Origin of the sequence: Photorhabdus bodei, assembly GCF_003287735.1 — a bacterium.
In the GTDB taxonomy this organism is placed as follows: Bacteria; Pseudomonadota; Gammaproteobacteria; order Enterobacterales; family Enterobacteriaceae; genus Photorhabdus; species Photorhabdus kayaii.
The window spans coordinates 35139-60045 of the sequence record NZ_NSCM01000016.1; the positions used below are offsets into that span (position 1 = coordinate 35139).

A 24907-nucleotide genomic window follows, 5' to 3' on the forward strand; every position below is an offset into this window, starting at 1 on the left:
TTTAATCAGTGCCAATATCATCATGGCCCTCTTCAAACTCCCATTGAATATTATATTTGTCGATAAAATAAAAATATCTTATCTTGCCCATGATCTCGCAAGTTTTTTGTTTTAAAACAGAGTTTTTTTCATCCTCCTCGTTAAAGAACATAAATTCATCACTGGTAATTTCATCTATTTTGTATGGCTTATATAATGGTGATGAATTTATCAATCTAACATCAGGAGAGTTTTTTATATGTTCAAATACACTATCTATATTTTGTACTCTAAGACAAATATGCCCAATACCACCAATATCATTAGCTTCCTTTATTTTAACCCTTTTTGCTCCCGTCGGATGATGATATTCCATTAACTCAATAAAAACCCTAGCTCCAGGAATTTCCAAAAATGCCATTGATACATCAATCTGTTCAGGGTTATCAATAAAACCTGCTGACTTTGCAAAACCCTTATTTTTAAAATGAGGAAAGAATTGTCTTGGTATTGCCAAAAATAGATTTTTATAAAAATCCATTGCTGCCATCATGTCATCTACAACGATATTAATATGACCCAACCCTTTAAAGTCTATACCCGTCATCTTTCAAGCCGCCTCTTTGTTGGCTGCACTCACTCACCCCGGTCACATAGTTATCTATGCTCCCGGGGATTCGTTCCCTTGCCGTCGCGATGCATCTTGAAATCCATAGGGTATATCATTATTTTCTCCATTAATTTATATAGGGAATAATATCTCATCCAAAATAACAAATAATAAATTTATCCTACAGAAGACAATCAAAAATTAAGGTTAAATTTGGAACCCTGATATACCCCCAAAAAATCAAACAGGTCAATTTTGGGGGTGGACTAAAAAATTGCGTTTATTTATCCCTCTGGTTTTTCCGGCCAATCAATATCCATTGCTTGTGAAACATCTATCCGATTCAGTATTATCCTATATTCTTTCCATGCCAATAAAGCTATTTCCTCTTCCTCAGTCGCAATACCTAAATCAACAGCATCTTGCAATGGTGCAATTTGATTTGTTGCCTCAGCGATGAGTTGTTGTTTTTGGAGTTCAGCATATTGCCGTAATTCATCTTTCGTTGGCGGAGGAATATCTGCCCATTCCGGCAAACCGTTTTTATTTGCTACACGGTGTTTTCCTTCTGGCGCATTATTAGCAGCATATTCCTGATAAATATCATTACTGACTTCTATAATATCATCCGGCAGTGAACCAGCAGCAATATAATTTTGTTCCAATTCTACCGGATAGAAAGCATTTGTTTTTGCACTGTAATAATACATAATTAATATCCTATCGCTATCCAAAAGAATGGGCTATCCCATTTGGCATTTACCCAAGAATTTAATAAATCGAAAGATGAATTATCAATTACATTTACATAGCCAACAGATGCCCCCATAAAACCCATTTTACTTTGAATAGCATTAATATTGACGGCGTAATGCTTATTGGAAAAACTAATTGGTAATTGAATACGTTCTATATAGCCAGCATCAATGACCTTAGTACGCCCCCATTGATAGATAACGCCTGTATCTCCACATCTCCACCAACCATTAATCGCTTTACTGGCACTATTCCTATTACCTTTGGCATTAACTTCATTGTCTACTTCTTCTTTTGTGTATACCCCGATATCCACGGCATCCAAATCAATATCCTCAGACAACTCCTTACCATTCACCTGCCGGATATTAGGTACTCTGCTATTAATACTTTCACTTAACGAAGTTATCATTTCCTGGACAAGCTTTTGCGTGACCGCCAGAGTATTACTATCACCAAGTACATCTGTAAGTTGAATAACACCTTTTTGTGTTAATGAAGCACTTGGAATCTCTGTTAAAGCTTTTTGCTCTAAAGCGATATTTAATTGGGTGGTGAGCTTGTCTATATCGCCATCATCCAAAACATCATCACTACATTGTGTAGAGATAAAATTAGCCACCACCGATGATATCGTTGACGACTGACGCAAAACCTTATTTAATAAACCAATGGAAATAATATTAGGGGGAATTCCCGTATTCAATTCCTGACTTTCTTCATATTCTCCTTGAGAAACAACATTAGCATCCTGACTAATAGAAAAAGCTTTAAAGTCATTTTTATTACTCATGAGTTCTCCTTAAGGAAAAAACTTATTTTTTCATTAAATAAAACTTTGAATTAATGAAAATCAAAATATCTACTTGATCATCGTATATAATTTTCAGATCGCATTTCAATAATAGTCTTTTTCTGATAAAGAATGATGAAATATTTTTATAACTTAGAGAAATTAATTATTTTCTTATAGTTGATGTCGTTAATAGATCAATGCCTGAAGCCAAATTTATACCTAAACTATTCATTTACATTCAGCATCCGAAAGTCCCTCTATTTGAACCATTCCCCAAAAATTCAGGTAAGCAGAGAAAATAAGCCACCATATTTTAATCTGAGTTTTGTGATGCTCCTCTCACAACAAAAAACCGGCCGTTCCAATAGGATCGATCAGCTTATAAAAACATTATTGAGGATTTATTAGCTTGAATTATTCAGAATAGGTCTATTCTTAATATGTGGACAAATTCTATTGTCAATACTTATTAAACCTACTAAGTAAGGGAAAATTATATGCCATCAAGAAGAGACGTCATCGTTGGAGGATTAAGTCTTGCTGCTGCCAGTACACTATCCGCTGCATCCTCAGCCAACGCCGCAACTGCTAACATAAAACCGACAAGAGCCTATAAAACAAATAGTGCAGAAAAATCCCTTGATATTATTAATCTTTATGACTTGGAAGAAGAAGCACGTAAATTGATTCCAGCGCCCCAATTTGGCTATATCAGCAGCGGTTCAGGTGATGAATGGACTCTACGTGAAAACACCAGAGCCTTTGACGATTTCCAAATTATTCCCCGCTATCTCGCAGGAGTAAAAGAGCCTGACACAACAACCGAATTGCTCGGCAGTAAAGTGGATATGCCTATTTTCATTCCCCCAATGGCAGCACATGGGCTATCTCATACTACCGCTGAATTGGGAACAGCGAGAGGCGCTGCCGCTGCCGGTACCCTGTTTACTGCACAAACTCTAGCTAATTCACCTCTTGAAGAGATAGCGAAAGTGAGTAATGGCCCCAAATGGTTCCAAATTTATTTTACCAAAGATATGGGCATTAACCGCGAAATGATACGCCGAGCCAAAGCGATGGGGGCAACCGCAATCGTCTTTACAGTCGATTTAGAGTGGAGTGGTAATAGAGAAACCGATAAACGTAATAAATTTGTTTTCCCACATTCATTACCATTTCCTAATATTCCAGGCGTTCCCGCAGGGGCAACCTTATCAGAGATTACAGCGCTATTTAAACGGGATCTTAATTTCAATGATTTGGAGTTTCTCGCTAAAGAATCAGGCCTTCCAATCATCGTGAAAGGCATTCAATCTGCCGAAAATGCTAAAGAGTGTGTTAACCACGGTGCCGCAGCGATTCAAGTTTCTAATCACGGTGGCCGGCAGTTGGATACTGTCCCGGCAGCAATTGCTTCATTACCACACATTGTTGAAGCTGTTGGATCTAAAATTCCAGTCTATCTAGACGGAGGCATCCGCCGTGGTACCCATGTGTTTAAAGCGCTCGCATTGGGTGCCAAAGCTGTCGCTATCGGTAGGCCCATTTTGTATGCGCTGGCATTGGGTGGAGCACCAGGCGTAACTTCTATTTTAAACCTACTGAAGGATGAGCTGAAACTTAGCATGAAGCTGGCAGGATGTGCAGCCATTAAGGATATAGAGAGAAAATTTATTAGTTTGATTTAACCCATTAACTAATAAAGCAAATATTGGCCCCGTTTCATTTGAAACAGGTGATTTCAGGAAACGGGGTAAATTATGTTACCTTTAGAAATAATAGATACCATAATGAAAAAATCCGTTCTCTCACTTTACACCATTATTTCCTATTATTAATTATTGCTTCCCCTTGAAATGTTCTTCAAGGGGAAATGTTTCATGTAAATATTAATGGAGTACACGAGACGCTGACAGCTCAGTAATATCAAATTCATAACTTTGTTGTTCTTCCATGTTACTGCGTAAAACATCTTCTACTAATGCAGAAAAACCTGTCATCATCTGCCTTTCCATAATAACGCCTTTTGGTTCAGGCCACGGCAAACTAGCAATTGGCCAGTCACAATGTGACTTATAATAATTAAATTGTTCCAGCCGCTCTTTAGACCGATCAAAATCATTACTCCAGTAAGCATTGCCTAGCCGAAAATTTGTATAAAACTCATCAAAACTACCGAAGATTTCATAAATATAATCAGCGGTTTTCAGCATATTTTTCCATGCTACTTCTTCACTGATATAACCGGCACAAAAACAGTTACGACTTAAAACAATTGCAAGCCACAAATCAAATCCCCACACTAATGCCGGAGGGCGTTTATTAATAGGTTTGGCACATTTATGAATATAGTCAGGTGTTACTTCAACTAATTTGGCAAGCACTTTAAACATTTTCCCATCACTAAGAGCAGCATCAATAGCAAAATGTTTTGAATGTACCCCCTCCCACAAACCTGTTAGCATTTTCATATACCCTTCTTCATCAATAATTCCCCAGTCGCTGTATAATTGGGATTGATGTTCCTGAGTCGGAGATAATGGAAGCAGACAGTAACGATAGCTATCATGGGCAACCCGTGACTGTAGAGGATAATGCTCTAGAGTTTCACTCCAAAAACCTAGCCAATAGTCACTAACAATATTTAGTCGTAATACCTGACGCTTATCTTCTGGTAAAAGAGATAAACCTGCTTGTTGATAATAACGCCGTTGTTCCCATTCTGGGCGCTTAACAATGCGATAAATAATAACCGAGAGTAACATTACGCCAAATAATGCTATACCGCCTACTTGTGCCAGAAGTAAATAGTCCGTATCAGGGACAGATACATTACCTATTATAAATAAAACAATTGCTACAGATAATACAATACCCATACATACTGCCATTACAAATAAAATATTAATCAACGCATATAATGCACTTAGAAAAGGCAACTTTCTTTTTTCAGAGATAATATGCCTCATTACCTGATAGCCTTTAACGGGGAACTGTCTATAATGAGGCTGATTTTGTAAAAGCTCTTTCATCACAAATGCTTCCTTTCCGAAAATTATCTGTCATATACGATAATTCTTGTCTGTATTATCATAAACTTCAAGAAAACATTATTTTTGCTACTGAGTACCAATTTAGCCAAATTAACTCCATCAGGGGACAATCACAATGAACTTTTCTGGATAATATTTTCTATTGAAGAAACATGATAACATCACAATATTATCATCGTACTGGTTGTAAGAGGCGTAATGAAATTGATTAATCAAAAAAAGTTACTGGAACAGGCCGAAGTTATTTGCCAGGCTCGTGGAGTCCGCTTTACTCCGCAGCGGCTTGAAGTTCTGCGTCTCATTTCAGAGCAACCCGGGGCAATCAGTGCTTATGATTTACTGGATTTGCTACGGGAAGCAGAACCACAGGCCAAACCGCCTACCGTATATCGGGCACTGGAATTTCTGTTGGAACAGGGGTTTATTCATAAAATAGAATCCACCAACAGTTATGTCCTATGTCACCATATTGAACAGCCAAGCCACACTTCAGCAATGTTTATTTGTGACCGTTGTGGTTCTGTCACAGAGCGAGATGGTGGAACCGTTGAATCCGCCATCCAACAGTTAGCAAAAACAGCCGGGTTCAGTTTACGCCATACCATCATCGAAGCGCATGGCTTATGTTCACCTTGTGAAGAGATCGAATCCTGTATTAAACGAGATGAATGCCAGCATGACCACAGAATTGAAGGAAGTAAAAAGAAATAGATATATCCGTTATCTTTCAAGTTGCCTCTTTGTTGGCTGCACTCATTCACCCCGGTCACATCGTTCGCCATGCTCCCGGGGATTCGCTCCCTTGCCGTCGCGAAGCATCCTGAAATTCATGAGGTATAGTAAGTAGATACTTACTTTTGGTACAGAGTCAGACTGAAATAAACAACCGCAGAATCACATTTAAGATAATCACAACAATAAACTCAACAACATGATTCTGCCGGAATATTGCAATTCGTTAACAATTCCAAAAACAACAATTTGATATTTTACTATCAGGACCAGTTGGCGTTACGAATCACCCCAACCGCCAATCCTTCAATTGTCAGGCTCTGCTCACGCAAATCCACCACAATTGGCTTAAATTCTGGGTTTTCGGCCAACAATTCAACTTTATTTCCAGTCTGTTTAAAACGTTTTACCGTCACTTCATCTTCAATGCGGGCAACAATAATCTGCCCATTACGAACATCTTGTGTTTTATGCACAGCCAGCAGATCACCATCCATAATCCCAACATCTTTCATAGACATTCCGCTGACCCGCAACAGGAAATCCGCACTTGGCTTAAACAATGCAGGATCAACCTGATAATGACTTTCAATATGCTCCTGTGCCAACAGTGGTTCACCTGCGGCTACACGGCCAATTAACGGTAAACCAGATTCTTCCAACAGCAAACGGATTCCCCTAGATGCCCCTGCAACAATCTCTATCACCCCTTTACGAGCCAATGCTTTTAAATGCTCTTCAGCCGCGTTAGGTGAACGAAAGCCAAGACGTGCTGCAATTTCAGCACGCGTTGGCGGCATACCTGTTTGCGAAATATGGTCACGCACCAAGTCATAAACTTGCTGCTGCCTTGCGGTAAGTGCTTTCATTTCGTCCCCTGTTTGTTTATACAGTCAATATGTAAGTATATACAGCTAAATAACGATTGGGAACCTACTAAGGCAGAAAATCAGCCAATTATAATATAATACCTAATTATTAAACCAAATCAGACCATAAAATAGCGCCAAAGGATGGTCCCCCAGACAATTAATGACAGCATCATTGTCAGAAAGACAGCCGCCGATCCCATATCTTTCGCACGACCGGACAATTCATGGAACTCACTGCCAATACGGTCAACAACTGCTTCAATAGCACTATTCAGGATTTCCATAATCAACACCAGCATCACTGAACCAATCAGTAAAATGCGTTCAATAGCGCCGATATCCAGATAAAATGCAACCATCATAGCCAATATCGCTAAAATTATTTCCTGACGGAAAGCCGCTTCATTTTGCCATGTCGCCCTAATACCCTTCACCGAATATACGATTGCTTTAATGATACGGGTCAAGCCCTTGGATTGATTCGCCATAAATTATTCACACCAAATATGAGGTTATTTGACACTTTCCACTCTTATTATTGTCTTAACACAACAGATCTCAACACCCGTTTCTGATATGCTGGCAACGTGTTGCTAACAAGAGGCTTCAAGATATTTATGTCAAGTTGGCGTAAAATATATTATAAATTATTGAATTTACCACTAAAAATACTGGTAAAGAGCAAACTTATTCCTACAGATCCGATTACTGAATTGCGGCTCGATACGACACGCCCGATTCTGTACGTGCTACCGTATCACTCCAAAGCAGACTTACTGGCATTACGTCAGCAATGTCTTGAGCAGGATCTGCCGGACCCATTAAATTTACTGGAGATTGGTGACACTGAACTTCCCAGCTATGTATTTATCGATAATGGTCCACGTGTATTCCGCTATTGTGCACCAAAGCAGGAATCCGTAAAAATTTTCCATGCTTATCTAGATCTGCATCGCAATAATCCCAATCTGGATATTCAAATGCTGCCAGTTTCTGTCATGTTCGGCCGTTCCCCCGGGCGCGAAGGGCAGAGCACACCACATTTGCGGCTACTCAATGGTATCCAAAAATTCTTTGCCATTCTCTGGCTAGGCCGAGATAGTTTTGTGCGCTTTTCAAACACAGTATCTCTACGCTATATGGCTACTGAGCATGGTACTGACAAGACTATTGCCCATAAGCTGGCTCGTGTGGCACGAATGCACTATTCACGCCAACGCCTGGCAGCCGTTGGCCCACGCCTGCCGGTTCGGCAAGAGCTGTTTAACAAATTACTGGCTTCAAAAGCAATAGAAAAGGCAGTCTCTGATGAGGCCCGTACCAAGAAAATCTCACATGAGAAAGCCCGACAGAATGCCATTAACATGATGGAAGAGATTGCTGCGAATTTCTCTTATGAAACGTTACGGCTGTCAGGCCGTGTACTGGGTTGGACCTGGAACCGTCTGTATCAAGGGATCAATGTTCACAATGCTGAACGCATCCGCCGTCTGGCACAGGATGGTCACGAACTGGTTTATGCGCCCTGCCACCGTAGCCACATGGATTATTTGCTGCTCTCCTACGTGCTCTACCATCAGGGCTTGGTACCGCCCCATATCGCCGCTGGCATCAACCTAAATTTTTGGCCAGCAGGGCCAATATTCCGCCGCCTTGGTGCATTTTTCATCCGCCGCACATTTAAGGGTAATAAGCTCTACGCCACGATATTCCGGGAATATCTAGGTGAGTTATTTGCCCGAGGTTATTCTGTTGAATACTTTATGGAAGGCGGTCGCTCCAGGACAGGTCGCTTACTCGATCCCAAAACGGGTACGCTGTCCATGACGTTACAGGCGCTGTTGAGAGGCGAATCACGCCCAATTACCATTATTCCGATTTATATCGGCTACGAGCATGTGATGGAAGTTGCCACCTATGCCAAAGAGCTGCGTGGCGCAACCAAAGAGAAAGAGGGCTTTTTCCAGATGATACGTGGTTTGCGCAAACTTCGTAATCTGGGGCAAGGCTACGTCAACTTTGGCGAACCCATCCCGTTGATCCAATACCTTAACAACCATGTTCCTAGCTGGCGCGATTCTATTGATCCAATAGAATTCCATCGCCCCGAATGGTTCAATCCGACAGTCAGTCAACTGTCTGAGAAGATTATGGTAAACATCAACAACACAGCGGCGGCTAACGCAATTAACTTGTGTTCAACCGCCCTGCTTTCGTCACGTCAGCGAGCACTTACTCGTGAGCAACTGCTTGAGCAACTGGATTGTTATATACAGCTCATGCACAATGCACCCTACGCTGCTGATGTCACCGTACCAAAGAAAACCGCGGAGGAGTTGCTAGAACACGCTCTGCAAATGGATAAGTTCGAGGTAGACAAAGACAGTATGGGTGACATTATCATTCTGCCACGTGATCGTGCAGTTTTGATGACCTACTACCGCAACAATATTCAACATCTATTAGTACTGCCATCACTGATTGCCTGCATCGTTATTCATCATCGCCGTATCAGCCGCGAAGCGCTGTTAAGCCAGGTCGCGATCATTTATCCACTCCTTAAAGCCGAGCTGTTTATGCGTTATAGCAAAACAGAGCTGCCAGAAGTGGTTAATACGCTGATCAACGAACTGACCCGCCAGTGCCTTATCTGTAACAAGGAGCATGGCATGCTGGTACTTAATCCAGCACGTATCCGCCCCCTGCAATTGCTGGCAGCGGGCATCCGTGAAACACTGCAACGTTATGCCATCACACTCTCTTTACTAAACGCCAACCCAGTAATCAGCCGGGGAGTGCTGGAAAAAGAGAGTCGGATGTTAGCGCAACGTTTGTCGGTATTGCATGGCATCAACGCACCTGAATTCTTTGATAAGGCGGTATTTACTACATCGGTCCATACACTGCGTGAAGAAGGTTATATCAGTGACAGTGGTAATGCGATTACAGCAAATACCCAAGAGCTGTATCAGGTATTAGGTGAACTGATGTCACCTGAGATTCGTCTTACTATCGAGAGCGTCAGTTTGCCACCAGAGCATAACGATACCGACGAGAATGCTTAAGGAAGGATAATCGTCTTAAATACTGGTGATAATGGTTGTTATTCACATTATCACCAGATGTTTCAGACATAGCTGAAGAAGATGCCAAGGAATAGTACCAGACCAACGTAGTTATTATTGAGGAATGCCTGGAAACAAAGCTCTCTTTCCCGACCAGCGATCAGTTTCTGCTGATAAATAAATAAAGTGCCCGCAAGCAACAGTGACCAATAGTAGATACCGCCCAGATTCATCATATAACCCACCAGCACCAGCACCAGTAACATAGCGAGTTGCAATAACCCAATAATCAACTTGTCGAAACGACCAAACAGAATGGCGGTGGACTTCACGCCAATTTTTAGATCATCATTTCTATCGATCATCGCATACTGTGTATCATAAATAACCGACCAGAAGATATTAACCAGGAATAACAACCAACACTCTAGTGGTAAGGACTCACTAACTGCCGCAAATCCCATAGGAACAGCCCAACCGTAAGCGGCCCCCAGTACAAACTGAGGAAGATGACTAAACCGTTTAACAAAGGGGTAAAGCCAAGCCAGAGCCAACCCAACGACTGACAACCAGATAGCCATTTTATTCAGGGTCAGCACCAACCCGAAAGAAACCAGCGCCAGTACGACAAATAGGATCTTGCTCTCTTTCTCGCTGATAGCACCACTCGGCAGGGGACGTGTTTTTGTGCGTTCAACATAACCATCAAATTTTCTGTCAGCAAAATCATTGATTGCACACCCTGCCGCACGCATCAGAAACACACCGGCAGTAAAGACCAATAATATGTGCATATCTGGAATCCCTTTCCCAGCTATCCATAAAGCCCAGAAAGTCGGCCACAACAACAATAATGCACCTATAGGTTTATCAATGCGCACTAAACGGCAATAGGCCTGCCATTTACTTTGCGCCATACTTCCCGCCACTTCTGTTTCCCCCTTTTAAATTTTACCTTTTATACACAGGTGATTCAGGTAAAAAGACTTCGGTTAATAATAATGGCTTGCCTGATAACCTCAGCAATGATCGTCTTGCCCAACGGTTCCCCTGCTGCCCTACATGAATATAGTCCCGCGTCAATTTATTACCACTAAAAAGATATCGCCCCAGTGGGACTGTTCCTAAATCAACCAAACTTTCATCAGGACCGGTTAATGTTGCTTCAGGGATTAACGTCCGCCCCAATAGCCAAGGGATATTATCACCGCACAGTACGATCTCACGCAGCCAATATCTTTGACCCGTTAGCAAACGCTCATTTTCATCAGCAAGTTGTTCCTCGGTAATAAAACATTCTCTGAATGGTATGATACGAACACAGTTGCAGTATTGCTCAAAACGGCGGGTCATTGAGCCCAACTCCATCAACCAGTCTAAAACCTCATCAGGCAAAACGGGTGAATCCGCCGAAAGCCACTGAATAGGCACCATTGTTAATATTGAGTCAGTTGACATATGCTTTTCCATTAGGACAAATTTCTTCCATCCGACAGTACAATTGATAACCGCAGAGAATACCACGTTGCAGGTATACAGAATAAAAAGTTATAACAAATTCTATACCCGTTATCCTTCAAGTTGCCTCTTTGTTGGCTGCACTCGCTCACCCCGGTCACATAGTTACCTATGCTCCCGGGGATTCACTCCCTTGCCGTCGCGATGCATCTTGAAATCCATAGGGTATATAAATACTGTTGACCAAAAATAAGCGAATTATGATGAACATAATTCGCTCATATCAATTAATTTTCTGACTCAGAATAAGTGACTAACGCCATGCTTTAAAACGATTAATCAACCCATTTGTTGAACTATCGTGGCTGGTAACTTCTTCACTATCCGCAAGCTCTGGCAAAATACGGTTAGCCAATTGTTTACCCAATTCAACCCCCCACTGGTCAAAAGTAAAGATGTTGAGAATCGCCCCTTGCACAAATATTTTATGTTCATACATGGCAATCAACAGCCCCAAGCTAAATGGAGTCATTTCACGTAACAGAATAGAATTAGTCGGGCGATTTCCTTCAAACACTTTAAATGGTGCAACATGTTCAACTTCAACCGCCGTTTTACCACTGGCGACAAATTCAGCATCCACCTGCTCACGAGATTTACCAAAGGCTAATGCTTCTGTCTGAGCAAAAAAGTTAGATAACAATTTGCTGTGATGGTCACTCAATGGGTTATGGCTGATGGCTGGCGCAATAAAATCGCAAGGGATCAGTTTAGTTCCCTGATGAATAAGCTGATAAAACGCGTGCTGACCATTTGTTCCAGGTTCTCCCCAGATGATTGGGCCAGTTTGGTAATCCACTGGATGACCATTGCGATCGACATATTTACCATTGGATTCCATATTGCCTTGCTGAAAATAGGCAGCAAAGCGATGCATGTACTGATCGTATGGCAGAATCGCTTCAGTTTCCGCGCCAAAGAAATTGTTGTACCAAATACCAATTAACGCCAGCAATACAGGAATATTCTGCTCAAATGGGGTATTGGCAACATGCTGATCCATTGCATGTGCACCACTAAGCAATTGTTCAAAATTTTCAAACCCAACAGAGAGTGCAATAGACAAACCAATCGCTGACCACAACGAATAACGGCCACCAACCCAATCCCAAAACTCAAACATATTTTTGGTATCAATACCAAATTGCTTAACTTCCTGTCCATTTGTGGAAAGCGCCGCAAAATGCTTTGCAATATGTCCTTCATCACCCGCACTTTTTAAGAACCAGTCACGGGCAGAGTGAGCATTGGTCATCGTTTCCTGAGTAGTGAACGTCTTGGAAGCAATGAGAAACAGCGTCGTTTCCGGGTTAAGTACTTTCAAGGTTTCCGCAATATGGGTTCCATCAACATTAGAAACAAAATGCATATTCAAGTGATTCTTATAAGGTTTCAGCGCTTCCGTCACCATATAAGGGCCAAGATCTGAACCACCGATACCGATATTCACAACATCAGTAATCACCCTACCGGTATAACCTTTCCATTCGCCATTAATTACGCGTTCACTGAAATCTTTCATTTTTGCCAACACCGCGTTGACCTGCTGCATAACATCTTCCCCATCAACCACAATCGGGGTGTTGCTACGATTACGTAGCGCAATATGCAGTACAGCGCGATCTTCCGTACGGTTAATTTTCTCACCCGAAAACATACCGCGAATCGCCCCGGCAACATCCGTCTCTTTAGCAAGTGCCTGTAATTTTTCTAATGTCTCCGTTGTGATGCGATTTTTTGAAAAATCTACCAAGATCTGGTCATCGAATGTCGCTGAGAACTTAGCAAAACGATTTGGTTCCTGTTCAAACAATTCACGTAGGTGAATATCCTTTATCTGCGCAACATGTTGTTCTAACGCTTTCCAAGCTGAGGTTTGACTAGGATTGATATTTTTCATAGCTATGCTCTCTATCAACTGACTGTAATTAATTGGGAGTTAAAGAAAGATTGTAACCTGTAATTCTGTGATTCGAGCCTCTTTTCCTTTAATCGCTGATATTGGTCAAAACGATTAAGTTTTTCTAGTTCCATCTACCGGAGCGTACAAAAAACAATCGCCCCTCTCTACTATCCTCAATTTATTTTATGATTCTCATCGCGTCATGAAAGATATTGATGTCACTCTTCACTCCGTTGACTCAAACCCGTTAACCCGATATTTCTAAAAGACTATCCAGTTAACAGAAGGTTATCGCAATGAGTCCTGTTTCATTCCAATGCCCAGAAATTGGCGGGCATGTAGTCGCAAAATTTGGTGGTACCAGCGTGGCAAATTTCGATGCCATGAATAACAGTGCAGATATCGTACTGGCAAATAAAGCAGTACGTGTGGTTGTGCTGTCTGCTTCTGCCGGTATAACAAACTTATTAGTTACATTAGCGGAAGGCTGCGATGCAGATAAGCGGGCTGACTACTTGAAACAGATCCACTCCATTCAATACGCAATTATTGATCGTTTGCATGAATCCGATACGATTCGTCAAGAGATTGATCGTCTACTGGAAAATATTAAAACCCTTGCTAAAGCCGCATCTCTGGCAACCTCTGCGGCTCTGACAGATGAATTAGTCAGCCACGGTGAACTGATGTCCACACGATTGTTTACCGAATTGCTTCGCCAGCGAGGGAAAAATGCCGAATGGTTTGATATACGCAAAGTGATGTATACCGACGATAGTTTTGGCCATGCAGAACCAAACCATGAACAACTTCAATCGTTGGCAACGGAACATCTCTTACCACATCTGAAAAATAGCCTGGTCGTCACCCAAGGTTTTATTGGTTGTGAAGAGAACGGCCGTACCACTACACTGGGGCGCGGTGGCAGCGATTATACCGCGGCACTCTTGGGAGAAGCCCTTGGCCTGAAACGCGTTGATATCTGGACAGATGTTCCGGGCATTTATACCACTGACCCGCGAGTCGTTCCAACTGCCCAACGAATTGATAAGATTGCCTTTGATGAAGCGGCGGAGATGGCAACATTTGGCGCCAAAATCCTACATCCGGCAACACTGTTTCCTGCTATTCGCTGTGGTATTCCAGTATTTGTCGGCTCTAGCAAAAACCCACAGGCCGGCGGTACGCTGGTTTGTGATACCACAGAAGCCCCACCACAGTTCCGCGCTATTACCCTACGCCAGAAACAGACGTTATTGACACTACACAGCCTGAAAATGCTCCACGCACAAGGTTTTTTGGCTGAAATATTTACCATTTTGTCACGCCATAATATCTCAGTGGATTTGATCACCACCTCCGAAGTTAATGTGGCATTAACACTCGACACCACTGGCTCCACTAGCACAAATGGCAGCCTGCTGACCAATGCACTGATGACGGAGCTTTCGACGCTGTGTCGGGTTGAAGTGGAAGAAGATCTGGCGCTGGTGGCAATTATTGGTAATCAGCTTTCTCAAACCAATGGATTAGGAAAAAAGGTTTTTAGTGTGCTGGAAAGATTCAATCTTCGTATGATCAGTCATGGTGCCAGTAACCATAACCTGTGTTTGCTTGTTCAAGGCAAAGATGCAGAACAAATTGTTCAAACGCTTCATCAGCGTTTGTTTGAATAAGTATAGTTTTTCAGGTACTTGATATCCTTCTCAGTTAAAAGGCTGAGGGGGATATTACGGTAAGTCCATTATTTGACTTACAAATTCATTGTGTAGGAATATCTGTTTTTCATAATAGCGAGACTCCCTCTTTCTTCATTATTATTTTTACTTCATGCTGGCAAAATCATAAAAATTTTCTTTTGATTTTACTATTTATTTTTAAATAGCTTTCTGCTGAAAATTCTAGTGTGAATTAGTTAACATTTTTAATTACATATTTAATTATATTGAGGGATAGTAAATCATAGGATATTTTTTAACAAAATATTATTTTCTCACTTATTAGAAAATTGTACGCAGAACAATCATATTATCTTGATAAAAAAAGGACTATCAATTAGTATGCATCACGATTAAAACTGAGGTATTGATATCCCATACTGTTGAATAACATATGTAAAATCAATCAAATGAACTGAAGGAATAACAGTTATATTAGCAAGCAAATATACTTTAGCTTGTGCGGTAGCTATTATTTTTTCTAGCCATCAAGCAGTATCTATTATAAAAAAATCATACAAATACAATCTTGGTATATACCTGTCATCCTTCAAGTTGCCTCTTTGTTGGCTGCACTCACTCACCCCGGTCACATAGTTATCTATGCTCCCGGGGATTCGCTCCCTTGCCGCCGCGATGCATCTTGAAATCCATAAGGTATAAAAGGATAATATATGGAACTTGAACAGCAAGTATTATCGATAGTCAACAAAATTGCCAGAAAAAATGTTGAGTTAGATGATGAACTTTTGAAGCAAAATTTAATAGATTCAATTACTACAGTCGATCTCATCCTGGCATTACAAGAGGAATTCGATTGCTACATATCAGCAACTGATGCTGAATCTATTCTCGAAACCCCTGAGTCAATTATCCACTATTTAAACAACTTAAAATGATGTTAAAAAAGATATCCATTAATATCGCAGCGTTATTATTCGCAGCAATTATTTTTTCATCTATTATATTATTTATTAATAATTTCACTTCGAAAATAGTAGAATACAAATATATTAAAGACGATAATAAATCGAATAATTATATACCTACGATTACAGATCAACACAATGCCATTGATTTCTCAAAAGAAAAATCACTTGAATATGGATTTAAAAATAATCATGTCATTTTATTTGGATCTTCTGAATTAACAAACAGAGCGCATCAATTCATTCCATATAATTTCTTAACAAAAAATTTAAATATTCCCACAATAGGTATTGGTAAAGCACATTTTGAATTATTAGCAATTTACGGTTATTTATCAGCTTATCAAGAATATTTAAATAAAGATAGCAGAATAGTCATTATTCTGTCGCCAGGATGGTTTGAAAAAACAGACTTGTTACCACAAGCATACAATTCTCACTTTCCATCCTATATCGCAAATAAACTCGCAAATGATGAAAATGCAAAAAATATATTTTCTAGCTATCTCAATGAAAACAAAGATAACTTTGAAAATTTAAACGCTACCCAATTAAAGTTGATTCATAAAGACAATATAATAGTGTCATCAGTTGCAAATGTTTTAAACTATATAGCAGAGGCAAGAATAAACATCAAAAATATAATAACCGACAATCATGAAATTAAAGCTGACAATATTTATGTCCTTCATAAAGATCCTTTAATGAAAAAACAATTTAAAATTGTCAATACCGAAGTTCAATGGCTAGATCTAGCTAATGATGCTAAAAATATTGAACTTAACAATATGAACAAAGAGACGCAATGGGTAAATAAAAAATACTATGAAAAGTATGTAAAGGATAAAAAAAGTAAAAAAGCATTTCCTAATGGCATCAATTACAACAAAGAAATGCATGCTCTTGACAACTTATTAGATTTATTAGCGAAATATAATGTCGATGCTCTGTTTATTATGCAGCCATTAAACCCTTATGTATACACAGATACAAACGATTTTAAACCCGTTGAAAATATTATATCAGAGAAAATAAAATCTCATGGTATGGGATATTTAAATCTTATTGAAGAGCAATATCAGCCAGGAGTATTAACGGATATTATGCATATGGGGGAATATGGTTGGTTATTAACTGATAAAGCTATTGTGGAACATTTTGCGAAATGAAATATTTTATAAAGGCTTTTTTATTATATCTTTTTCTAATGCTTACCTTATTTTATCATTCTGATTCTATCGTCAATGGTAGCAGTGAAGTTAAAGTAAAATATGAATATCAGCAATTTTAGAATAAAAAAGGCATAAAAAAACATGTTCGCAAATTTTAACTTTTTCATTTATCTATTTTCAGCCTCATTTGTTTTTTCTTTATTTTTTCTATTTTTTAATAAAAAAATAAACTCTAAAATTGCATTAAGTGTACTTTCTATTATTTGCTGGTGTATTATTTTTAGATATAAAATTTATATACCTATAGCATTATCTGTTTATTTCTATTTAATAACTTTAATTTTCAAAAAGAATATAATTAATAAATTAGTATCTTCTCTGCTAATAATTTCACCTTTATTTTTAGTTAAATTAAATTTGGAATTTAGCCATCTACTTAGTGTTATCGGTTTATCCTTTTTTACATTCAGAGCTATAGATGTCATTTTATTCTCTAGCAAGCAACAGAAAATAGTAATTTATGAATATTTTGCCTATTTATTCCTACCATTAGCTTGGCTGGCTGGCCCTATGTATAGATGGAACAGCTTCAAACGTGATTTACTTGAATTACAAGTGCCAGTCTCTTTAGAAAAATGGTTTGCCGGTACTGGACAAATATTATATGGTGTAGTTCAGAAATTTTTATTCGCAGCCATTATCTATAACGTATTTTTATCTGACTATATTAATAAAGACACTATTGAATCATACTTAGTAGTTGCTATAAGTTATAGTTTTTATTTATATTTTGACTTTGCAGGTTATACCAATATGGCTTGTGGAGCCGGCAAGCTATTTGGAATAAATTTACCTATTAATTTTCATTATCCAATTTTAGCCAAAAATCCACAGGACTTTTGGCGTAGATTTCATATTAGTTTATCTGAATGGTTAAGAGACGTCATCTTTATGCCATTATATAAGATGCTAATGGAAAAAGAATTTTTCAAAAATCATAGACTTTTTGCCCAGAATATCAGTATTTTTATCACATTATTTTGTATGGGTATTTGGAATGGACTAGAACTTAATTACATTATAAGTGGTGCTTTATTTGGTTCTTACTCAGTAATGCATAACTGTTTAATTAATTACACCAGAGATAAAGAAAACATCACTAATATCTTAAATACAAAACTCATCTCTTTCTTTGGTAGACTGATAACTTTGACTTTAATTTGTTTTTCTTTATATATATTTAGTGGATACAGTTTTATAAAATGAAATATCTCAACGAATATAGTGAATCAAACTTTGATTTATTCATTAACGATAGAATCATAGCGCCTTCTCATCCAGACACCCCCGTCATCGTGGGTTCAGATCAAGTCATTTATTGGCGTAATTTATATGATGAAATTAAAAAGTGGCATTCTAAATATTTAGAATTAAATTTAAACCGCAACACGCCTTTGATCTTATACGGACACAAAGAAGCTAATTTTTTAGTTTCAATTTATGCATGTATAACCTATAAAATCCCATTTATTCCAATCGATATAATTTATCCAATACAACGCTTGTTAGAAATTGCATCACTATCCAACACGCCTTATTACTACGATGTGATTAACAATCAATTCAAAACAACAAACGTTGATTATATTGAGTTTGATGAAGATAATGTTGCCTATATCATGTTCACATCTGGTAGCACAGGAAAACCTAAAGGCGTAGTCATTGGACGTGAAAGCGTTTATGATCTTATGCGATGGATGTACAATGATTTCAAACTTGGTGAAAAACCTGTTTTCATGAATCAAGCGCTATTTAATTTTGATTTATCCATGTATGAAACATTTGGCACATTGGTATACGGTGGTACATGTATTTGCATTTCTCAAGAAACAACGACTGATTCTGAAAAATTCTATCAAATTTTAAATCATTATCAGCCAACGGTATGGGTTTCCACACCCTCTTTTTCCTATAAGCAATTGCTATCGCAAAATTTTAATTATTCCTTTTTAAAAAATCTAAAACATTTCCTATTTTGTGGTGAAATTCTAAGTAAAAACCTCGTTAAACATTTAAGGAAAAGATTTCCATCTGCCATTATCTATAACACTTATGGTCCTACAGAAGCTACTGTAGCAACAACATTAATTGAAATTAGCGATCAACACCTCCATTCTGATATGGAATTATTGCCAATTGGCGAGTCAAGATCAGGCTCTACTCTGACATTAGAAAATGACGAAATTGTTATCTCTGGCACTCATGTTATGAGAAAATATATTGGCGCTAAAGCGGAAGATAATAATAGATTGACAATTAATCAACATGGAATGAGAAGTTTTCGAACCGGAGATACCGGCAAATTAATTGACAATATCTGGTATTGCTTTGGCAGGAAAGATAACCAAATAAAACTAAATGGCTATCGCATTGAGCTACATGAAATTGAAGAAAGGCTGATGAATCTGCCTATTGTTGATAGTGCTGTTGTTTTGCCATTAAAAAAAGAAGATGGTTCTATTGTTCGCCTGGTTGCTTTCTGTAAATTCAAAACCATTATTGATAAGGGAAATTTAGTTAACCTTCTTAAAAAGAATTTACCCTCCTATATGATACCCAGTGAATTTATCAATATTGATAACTTTCCAGTCACCAATAACAGTAAAGTTGACACAAAATCTTTACTGTCAAGATATAACAATAATGAATGTGAAATTATAAAATAATTAACGGAAAGCCGAAAATAGAAAGAAAAATAAGGTATAAACAACCTATAAAGAAAGAAATAATTTTAAATATATATGCTCAGTGAAAATAGGTTCACCATAGAAAACATACCCTATGGATTTCAAGATGCATCGCGACGGCAAAGGAGCGAATCCCCGGGAGCATAGATAACTATGTGACCGGGGTGAGAGAGTGCAGCCAACAAAGAGGCAACTTGAAAGATGACGGGTATATATCAATAAGCAAGCAATTATACCCTATGGCAGGTGATCAGCCCGGTATTTTCACCCCGGACTGATCACCTGTTACCTAATATTAAAAAAAGCTTTTTATAACATTAAATACTGTTGGTCGTTCGCAATGTTGACCACAATGCCTTCATGGCCTTTCCTCTAGGGAAAGCAATATATTCCGGTTCAATTAACGACGGCCGCCAGCTCATTTTATATTGACGTTGCGAAGCAGCAGGATAAACAATGCCACCTTTTGATGACAACCATTTGGCAACTTTATAAAAGATTGCCGAGTCATTAATGTATCCCTCCTCGCCGAACTCCACCAAAGGGGTGAAGCCCAAATGAAGGTAGGAAACTACACCCTCTTTCAGGAAGTCATTAATCGCCGTTTCATTAATAAATTGCATAGTGCCGTCGGGTATATCCGGTTTTTTTCGAGATAGATTATGAAACCATCCCGATGTCTCCCCCCAAGTGTAGCTATAAACAATATATGCCTGAATTTGTTCTCCCTGTGTTGCAATATAGACTCTGTGCTGGCCTGAACTCACTTCCACCGTATTGAAATCAATCACCAATTTTTTCAGGGCCTTCGCGTGTTTTTCTTTCAGCCAAAGCTGATTAATATGTTCTAGTTGTGGTTTAAATCGATAATATTCCTCTTGCGAGCAGATCTCTCGAACGGAAATCCCCGCTCTTCTGGATTTACTGATTTTATTTCTAAGCTGCTGAAACCGTTTGCCTTTCATATCATATCCATCAAGGCTCAATGAATAACTCGCGCCAAGCTGGTTCACAGAAAAGCCATTATTTTTCAACAACACAAAATCGCTCTCATCACCGTGCAGAAAAACCGGGAAAGCCCGCTTTTCTCTGGTGAAGTTGAGAAAAGAGTGCAAAAGTGCAGCTCGTTCTTCGCCAGGAGCCAAAATACCGCCTACACACATATGCAGATTTTTGTCCTGAAAGAAACCAATAGCCCCCTTTTGATTAGTAAACCAATATGTTTCACTATTGAACAACAGGCTACTCAACGGGTGCTTTGCATAGCAAAGCACTTTTCTAAGATGACTGTTGCCAAGAACATCTTGAGCGTTCCCGGTGGCAATAATCTGGGGAGCATCAAGCAACATGCTCATAACGCTCACCTTGATTATTTCGGGAATACTGGACAGGGATGAACCCATGCTTCCTGGCAATATCCCGAATCGCCAATGCATCATTATAATCAATAGATTTACCGATGCTTTGATGAACACTTACCCCTTCAAGCGCCACAGCGATAGTTTCTGATAAACAGGCGAGATTTACCCCCGCAGGTACATCGATCACGTTGCAATCGCTATAAGCCACTTTCTCAGGCTGATAGACCAATCCCCCCTCGTAAATTTGACGGTTGCCATCACGAATGAAATCGAAAGGTCTGGCCGCATCAAAAACGATGGCAGAATCTTTCAAGTAATGTGTATTCAAGAAAGGCTTACCTTCACTCGTTGCCGAAACAATAAAATCAGCCTGACTCAAAGAATGTTCATAACTATCTATCGCTTCCAAACCAAAGGTACCAACGACTTCAAGAACTTGCTGATGTAATATTTGTGCATCTGTCACCCCCGGATTTTGTTTAAAAAGCCATTTTCTCATCTTATCCATGACCGAATCTGGCTGGATAACATCATGAGTCCTTAACACTGCGGAAAGAAGCGCCTTGGTCAGTTCAGAGAGCAATATGCGTGCTTTATTGGGGCGGCTAACCAAGATAATCCGGCCAAAATTATGAGCTAAGCCGATGACTGAAAGCCTGCCTACGGAGCCTCTGGCACCCACTACCGCCAATGTTTGCCGGGATGCATTCTCAATCAACATTGAGCGTATCCCCTCAATCACCGCCACCGCAGTCAGAGAGTTGCCATTAGTCAATATCCGACCCTGCCGATTATTCACCACGCTATTACCACCATTAGTAATAACCGAGGTATAAGCACCTAAGCCAACGATTTCAGCGCCATTTTTCTCTGCCACATCAAGATATTCCCTCATCAATACCGCCCGTTCTTTCGCTGACAATGCCATCATATCTTCGGGACTAATGGGTGAGAAAAGGAGCATACCATTAGCATATGCCGTTGAACTTTCGACACCAAACTCAATAGCGACATCAGGATTAAAATCGATCGAGGAAACCTGTGTGATCCAATTACCGAGCTGTTTCTGCTGCTCCAGCGTGTAATTCTCCTTTATTGACAAGCAATAAGAATGAGCGAGCTCATTGACCGAAGTGGTATGAATCAAGAAAGCGAATTTCTTACCCTCAATCAATCCAGGGATAGGCGCTTTAATCTGGGCCAAGTTGTTATTTTTTGAAATCGGATAACTCACCGAAGCGGGTGGGAGATCCGCAACAGGTATATCTATCAAGTGTGAAAAAAGAATGTCATATCGTCCATTCTCAACTAGTTGGCATACCTCATCAAAAGCGGTGAAAAACGTCTTAATATCCTCTTTGGAAACGTTAAGCGGTGGTTCAAAACGTACAGAACAAGGGCGAGACATTAACGGCATGGTGAAAAGATCATAATGTTTCAATAAGAAACTACAAATGATATAAGCCAGGCCACCGCTTCTTTGACTGAAATTGATAAATATGTTGGAAGCCGCTTTGCTGTCCTGTATTTCAAGACCGCGCATCAACCCAGCCCCTTGCCAGTAAAATTGCTCTGGATATTTAGCAGACAATTGTTCAAGGCATTCATCAACATAACGGCTGACTTCTTGAATATGGGTTAACGCCTTACCATCATCTTTAGTCAGATGCTCGATAACAGCAATCCCCATCGTTGCGGCTAGAACGTTATTGGCAAAAGTGGAGCTATGTTTCCTGTCGAACTCGGATAAATAAAGTTCATCTGAATATAACATCGCACCAATCGGCGAAATACCTGCCCCCAGCGCTTTAGAAAACAGGATAACATCCGGTTTCAAAGCATAGAGCGTGGCCGCGCAAAATGCCCCAAGCCTACCGATACCCGTCTGAACTTCGTCAAATACTGACAATGTGCCATTGTCTTTACACAGTGCCAAAATACTGGACAACGTATCTGGTGGAATCACTTTCATTCCACCTTCTCCTTGCACCGGTTCAATAATAAATGCGGCAAATTCCCGGCTCTCTAGCTTTCTTTTTATTTCATCTAAATCTTCGCTATCAACCTGCTCATATAATTTATCATCGTAAATGAAATCGGCTTTAAATCGATTTGATCCCGTAGCGGATAATGCCGAATAGGTTTTTCCGTGAAAACTGCGATGCAAACTCAGAATACGCTTTCTGCCAGTAAACAGACGGGTAAATTTAATCGCAGCTTCTACTGTTTCAGCACCACTGTTAGTAAAAGTACAGTGGGTATATTTTTCCTTATCTATTTGCTCTGCAAGCATTTCAGCCAATAGCCGTACCTTTTTGTGAATATTGGGCTGAAAGAAGATAGGCTCTTTATCTTTAGTGAATCTGTCAATTTCAGCGATAGCGAAATCAGGATTATGTCCAAATGGCAGAGCACCATATTGAGCCAAAAAATCCTTAACAACCCGGCCATCCGATAATGTAAGCTGGTTATCTTGAGCAGACTTGATATCCAGTTCAAGGCCCACAGAATTCAATAAACTCTCACGATATTGATTAACAAACATAGTTTTCTCTCTTTTTTTTAGGTGCACAAAGTCATGCTGTAAACAGCATGGGAAAATCCTTGAGTGATAAATAGGTGATTCTAGAAGTAATTAAGTTTGCTGCATGATCTGGTTAATCATTTGGAATTCTCCTATCGGATGAAATTTAAATAACTGTACTGCCAAATAGAAATTCATAATTTCCGGTGTTGTCATTACCTTAATCCCACCGCAACATCGGAATATAAAACTGGCAGTCTCCTCAAGGATCTTTTCCAAGGTATAACGTAACGCGAGAATCTTATGGACGGCATTTTCATCCTGGCTAGCATAAAAGGCAATAATCATCATCTGACCGAGAATAACATTAATCTTATAATCAGCTTGGGTCAGGGTATATTTAATTGGTTGCTGTTCTACCATTTTCTCAGGAATAAAACGAGTCAGCCCATCAAGAATTCCAGAATAAGTATTTGCGGCAAAATAATTAAACAGTGATAAACCGCAGGAAAGCAGCATCTGTTGCTCAATCCCTTTATAATGAGAAAGTCGTTTTAATGAAACTTCGGTATCCGAAAATTTAACTTCTTGATTATCACTTTCAGCCATAATCCCCAGTCGCCAGAAAGGAATAACCTTAAAATTCTGATCCGATTTAGAAACCAATACTATCCTCATATCATTATTATTATCAATATCGCAGACCGATAACACATAATAGTCAGCAATCGAAGATAAGGAACAAGGTTTCTTAGAACCATTAACAAACAACTTTCCCTCTTTAGAATGCATTTTAAGCGATGGTGTAAAAATATTCGTTCCAGGCACACCTTCTGCAAAAGCGGAAGCAACCAACGCTTTTGATGCCATAACTTCATTCAATAATACGTTGCTGTCTTCGAATATGTCAGGAAATTTACTGCAAGCCAGTACAATATGATTATGCATTGTTAAGGCAATACCAACAGCGGGAAGCCATGCAGAGGCTTCACGGATAGTATTACCGACTTGATGAAGCCCATCCATATTGGATTGAGCCATCAAACGTAGGCATTGTGAAGCGGCTTCAGAACCCAATAACAATCTTTTCAATCTATCTGGTGTCAAATGTTGGTATTTCCCGCTATTCTTCCTGAGTTCTTCAACAATATTTGTCATTTTTAATTCTCCTT

23 protein-coding genes are annotated in these 24907 nt (G+C 39.4%); 9 read left to right on the forward strand and 14 right to left on the reverse strand.

Annotated elements, in window-relative coordinates; translation table 11 throughout:
* Position 1: 1 nt before the first annotated feature.
* The 3 genes from CKY02_RS11615 to CKY02_RS11625 form a co-directional block, all read right to left on the reverse strand.
* Positions 2–586, reverse strand: coding sequence for a VOC family protein (locus CKY02_RS11615; RefSeq protein ID WP_112895409.1), 585 nt, complete (start codon positions 584–586; stop codon positions 2–4).
* Positions 587–873: 287 nt separating this feature from the next.
* Positions 874–1299, reverse strand: a complete 426-nt coding sequence (locus tag CKY02_RS11620; RefSeq protein WP_112895410.1) for a tail fiber assembly protein — start codon at positions 1297–1299, stop codon at positions 874–876.
* A gap of 2 nt (positions 1300–1301) precedes the next feature.
* Positions 1302–2138, reverse strand: a complete 837-nt coding sequence (locus tag CKY02_RS11625) for a gp53-like domain-containing protein (protein ID WP_112895411.1) — start codon at positions 2136–2138, stop codon at positions 1302–1304.
* Between the two features lie 500 nt (positions 2139–2638).
* Here CKY02_RS11625 and CKY02_RS11630 point away from each other — a divergent pair, with 500 nt between their 5' ends.
* On the forward strand, positions 2639–3829 hold the full coding sequence (locus CKY02_RS11630; RefSeq protein ID WP_112877401.1) for a lactate oxidase: 1191 nt from the start codon (positions 2639–2641) through the stop codon (positions 3827–3829).
* 201 nt (positions 3830–4030) lie between these two features.
* Here CKY02_RS11630 and CKY02_RS11635 read toward each other — a convergent pair whose 3' ends face one another.
* Positions 4031–5173 (reverse strand): DUF1266 domain-containing protein, encoded by a 1143-nt coding sequence (locus CKY02_RS11635; protein WP_112895412.1) that lies wholly within the window; start codon positions 5171–5173, stop codon positions 4031–4033.
* Positions 5174–5392: 219 nt separating this feature from the next.
* On the opposite strand from CKY02_RS11635, the gene zur reads away from it, so the two are divergent.
* Complete coding sequence (zur, locus tag CKY02_RS11640) at positions 5393–5905, forward strand: zinc uptake transcriptional repressor Zur (RefSeq protein WP_112877398.1); 513 nt, start codon at positions 5393–5395, stop codon at positions 5903–5905.
* A 284-nt stretch (positions 5906–6189) separates the two neighbouring features.
* Here the strand turns inward: zur and lexA are convergent, their stop codons facing one another.
* Together lexA and CKY02_RS11650 are read right to left on the reverse strand one after the other, a co-directional pair.
* Entirely contained in the window at positions 6190–6795 is a 606-nt protein-coding gene (lexA, locus tag CKY02_RS11645) for a transcriptional repressor LexA (RefSeq protein ID WP_112877396.1), read from the reverse strand.
* Positions 6796–6914: 119 nt separating this feature from the next.
* Positions 6915–7286 carry a diacylglycerol kinase gene (locus tag CKY02_RS11650; RefSeq protein WP_112877394.1) on the reverse strand — a complete coding sequence of 124 codons (372 nt, stop codon included), beginning with the start codon at positions 7284–7286 and terminating at the stop codon, positions 6915–6917.
* Positions 7287–7415: 129 nt separating this feature from the next.
* Between CKY02_RS11650 and plsB the strand changes: the two genes are divergently transcribed.
* On the forward strand, positions 7416–9863 hold the full coding sequence (gene plsB / locus CKY02_RS11655) for a glycerol-3-phosphate 1-O-acyltransferase PlsB (RefSeq protein WP_112895413.1): 2448 nt from the start codon (positions 7416–7418) through the stop codon (positions 9861–9863).
* A gap of 62 nt (positions 9864–9925) precedes the next feature.
* On the opposite strand, the gene ubiA is transcribed toward plsB, so the two are convergent.
* The 4 genes from ubiA to pgi all read right to left on the reverse strand — a co-directional run bounded on the left by ubiA (position 9926) and on the right by pgi (position 13281).
* Entirely contained in the window at positions 9926–10780 is an 855-nt protein-coding gene (gene ubiA, locus CKY02_RS11660; protein WP_167405302.1) for a 4-hydroxybenzoate octaprenyltransferase, read from the reverse strand.
* A 34-nt stretch (positions 10781–10814) separates the two neighbouring features.
* Positions 10815–11321: a chorismate lyase gene (gene ubiC / locus CKY02_RS11665; protein WP_112895414.1), complete on the reverse strand. Its 507-nt coding sequence runs from the start codon at positions 11319–11321 to the stop codon at positions 10815–10817.
* A gap of 11 nt (positions 11322–11332) precedes the next feature.
* Positions 11333–11482, reverse strand: a complete 150-nt coding sequence (locus CKY02_RS24570) for a hypothetical protein (protein ID WP_162120110.1) — start codon at positions 11480–11482, stop codon at positions 11333–11335.
* Between the two features lie 152 nt (positions 11483–11634).
* A complete protein-coding gene (gene pgi, locus CKY02_RS11670; protein ID WP_112895415.1) occupies positions 11635–13281 on the reverse strand; it encodes a glucose-6-phosphate isomerase in 1647 nt (548 codons plus the stop codon).
* A gap of 299 nt (positions 13282–13580) precedes the next feature.
* Here pgi and lysC point away from each other — a divergent pair, with 299 nt between their 5' ends.
* Positions 13581–14960, forward strand: a complete 1380-nt coding sequence (gene lysC / locus CKY02_RS11675) for a lysine-sensitive aspartokinase 3 (RefSeq protein ID WP_112895416.1) — start codon at positions 13581–13583, stop codon at positions 14958–14960.
* A 530-nt stretch (positions 14961–15490) separates the two neighbouring features.
* Here lysC and CKY02_RS24575 read toward each other — a convergent pair.
* Positions 15491–15694, reverse strand: a complete 204-nt coding sequence (locus CKY02_RS24575) for a hypothetical protein (RefSeq protein ID WP_162120109.1) — start codon at positions 15692–15694, stop codon at positions 15491–15493.
* Here CKY02_RS24575 and CKY02_RS11680 point away from each other — a divergent pair.
* From CKY02_RS11680 to CKY02_RS26290, 5 genes are all read left to right on the forward strand, one after another.
* A complete protein-coding gene (locus CKY02_RS11680) occupies positions 15677–15901 on the forward strand; it encodes an acyl carrier protein (RefSeq protein WP_112877383.1) in 225 nt (74 codons plus the stop codon). The two genes, CKY02_RS24575 and CKY02_RS11680, sit on opposite strands and share 18 nt — an antisense overlap.
* Positions 15898–17100 (forward strand): D-alanyl-lipoteichoic acid biosynthesis protein DltD, encoded by a 1203-nt coding sequence (locus CKY02_RS11685; RefSeq protein WP_112895417.1) that lies wholly within the window; start codon positions 15898–15900, stop codon positions 17098–17100. The genes CKY02_RS11680 and CKY02_RS11685 overlap by 4 nt, the downstream gene beginning before the upstream one ends.
* A 144-nt stretch (positions 17101–17244) precedes the next feature.
* A complete protein-coding gene (locus CKY02_RS11690; RefSeq protein ID WP_112895418.1) occupies positions 17245–18369 on the forward strand; it encodes an MBOAT family O-acyltransferase in 1125 nt (374 codons plus the stop codon).
* Complete coding sequence (locus CKY02_RS11695) at positions 18366–19829, forward strand: AMP-binding protein (protein WP_112895419.1); 1464 nt, start codon at positions 18366–18368, stop codon at positions 19827–19829. The genes CKY02_RS11690 and CKY02_RS11695 overlap by 4 nt, the downstream gene beginning before the upstream one ends.
* 176 nt (positions 19830–20005) lie before the next feature.
* Positions 20006–20128, forward strand: a complete 123-nt coding sequence (locus CKY02_RS26290; RefSeq protein WP_274382158.1) for a hypothetical protein — start codon at positions 20006–20008, stop codon at positions 20126–20128.
* Positions 20129–20167: 39 nt separating this feature from the next.
* Here the strand turns inward: CKY02_RS26290 and CKY02_RS11700 are convergent, their stop codons facing one another.
* The 3 genes from CKY02_RS11700 to CKY02_RS11710 form a co-directional block, all read right to left on the reverse strand.
* Positions 20168–21205: a DUF2156 domain-containing protein gene (locus CKY02_RS11700; protein WP_112895420.1), complete on the reverse strand. Its 1038-nt coding sequence runs from the start codon at positions 21203–21205 to the stop codon at positions 20168–20170.
* Entirely contained in the window at positions 21189–23756 is a 2568-nt protein-coding gene (locus tag CKY02_RS11705) for an aminotransferase class III-fold pyridoxal phosphate-dependent enzyme (RefSeq protein ID WP_112895421.1), read from the reverse strand. The genes CKY02_RS11700 and CKY02_RS11705 overlap by 17 nt, the downstream gene beginning before the upstream one ends.
* A 90-nt stretch (positions 23757–23846) precedes the next feature.
* Entirely contained in the window at positions 23847–24893 is a 1047-nt protein-coding gene (locus CKY02_RS11710) for an acyl-CoA/acyl-ACP dehydrogenase (RefSeq protein WP_112895422.1), read from the reverse strand.
* Between the last annotated feature and the right edge of the window lie 14 nt (positions 24894–24907).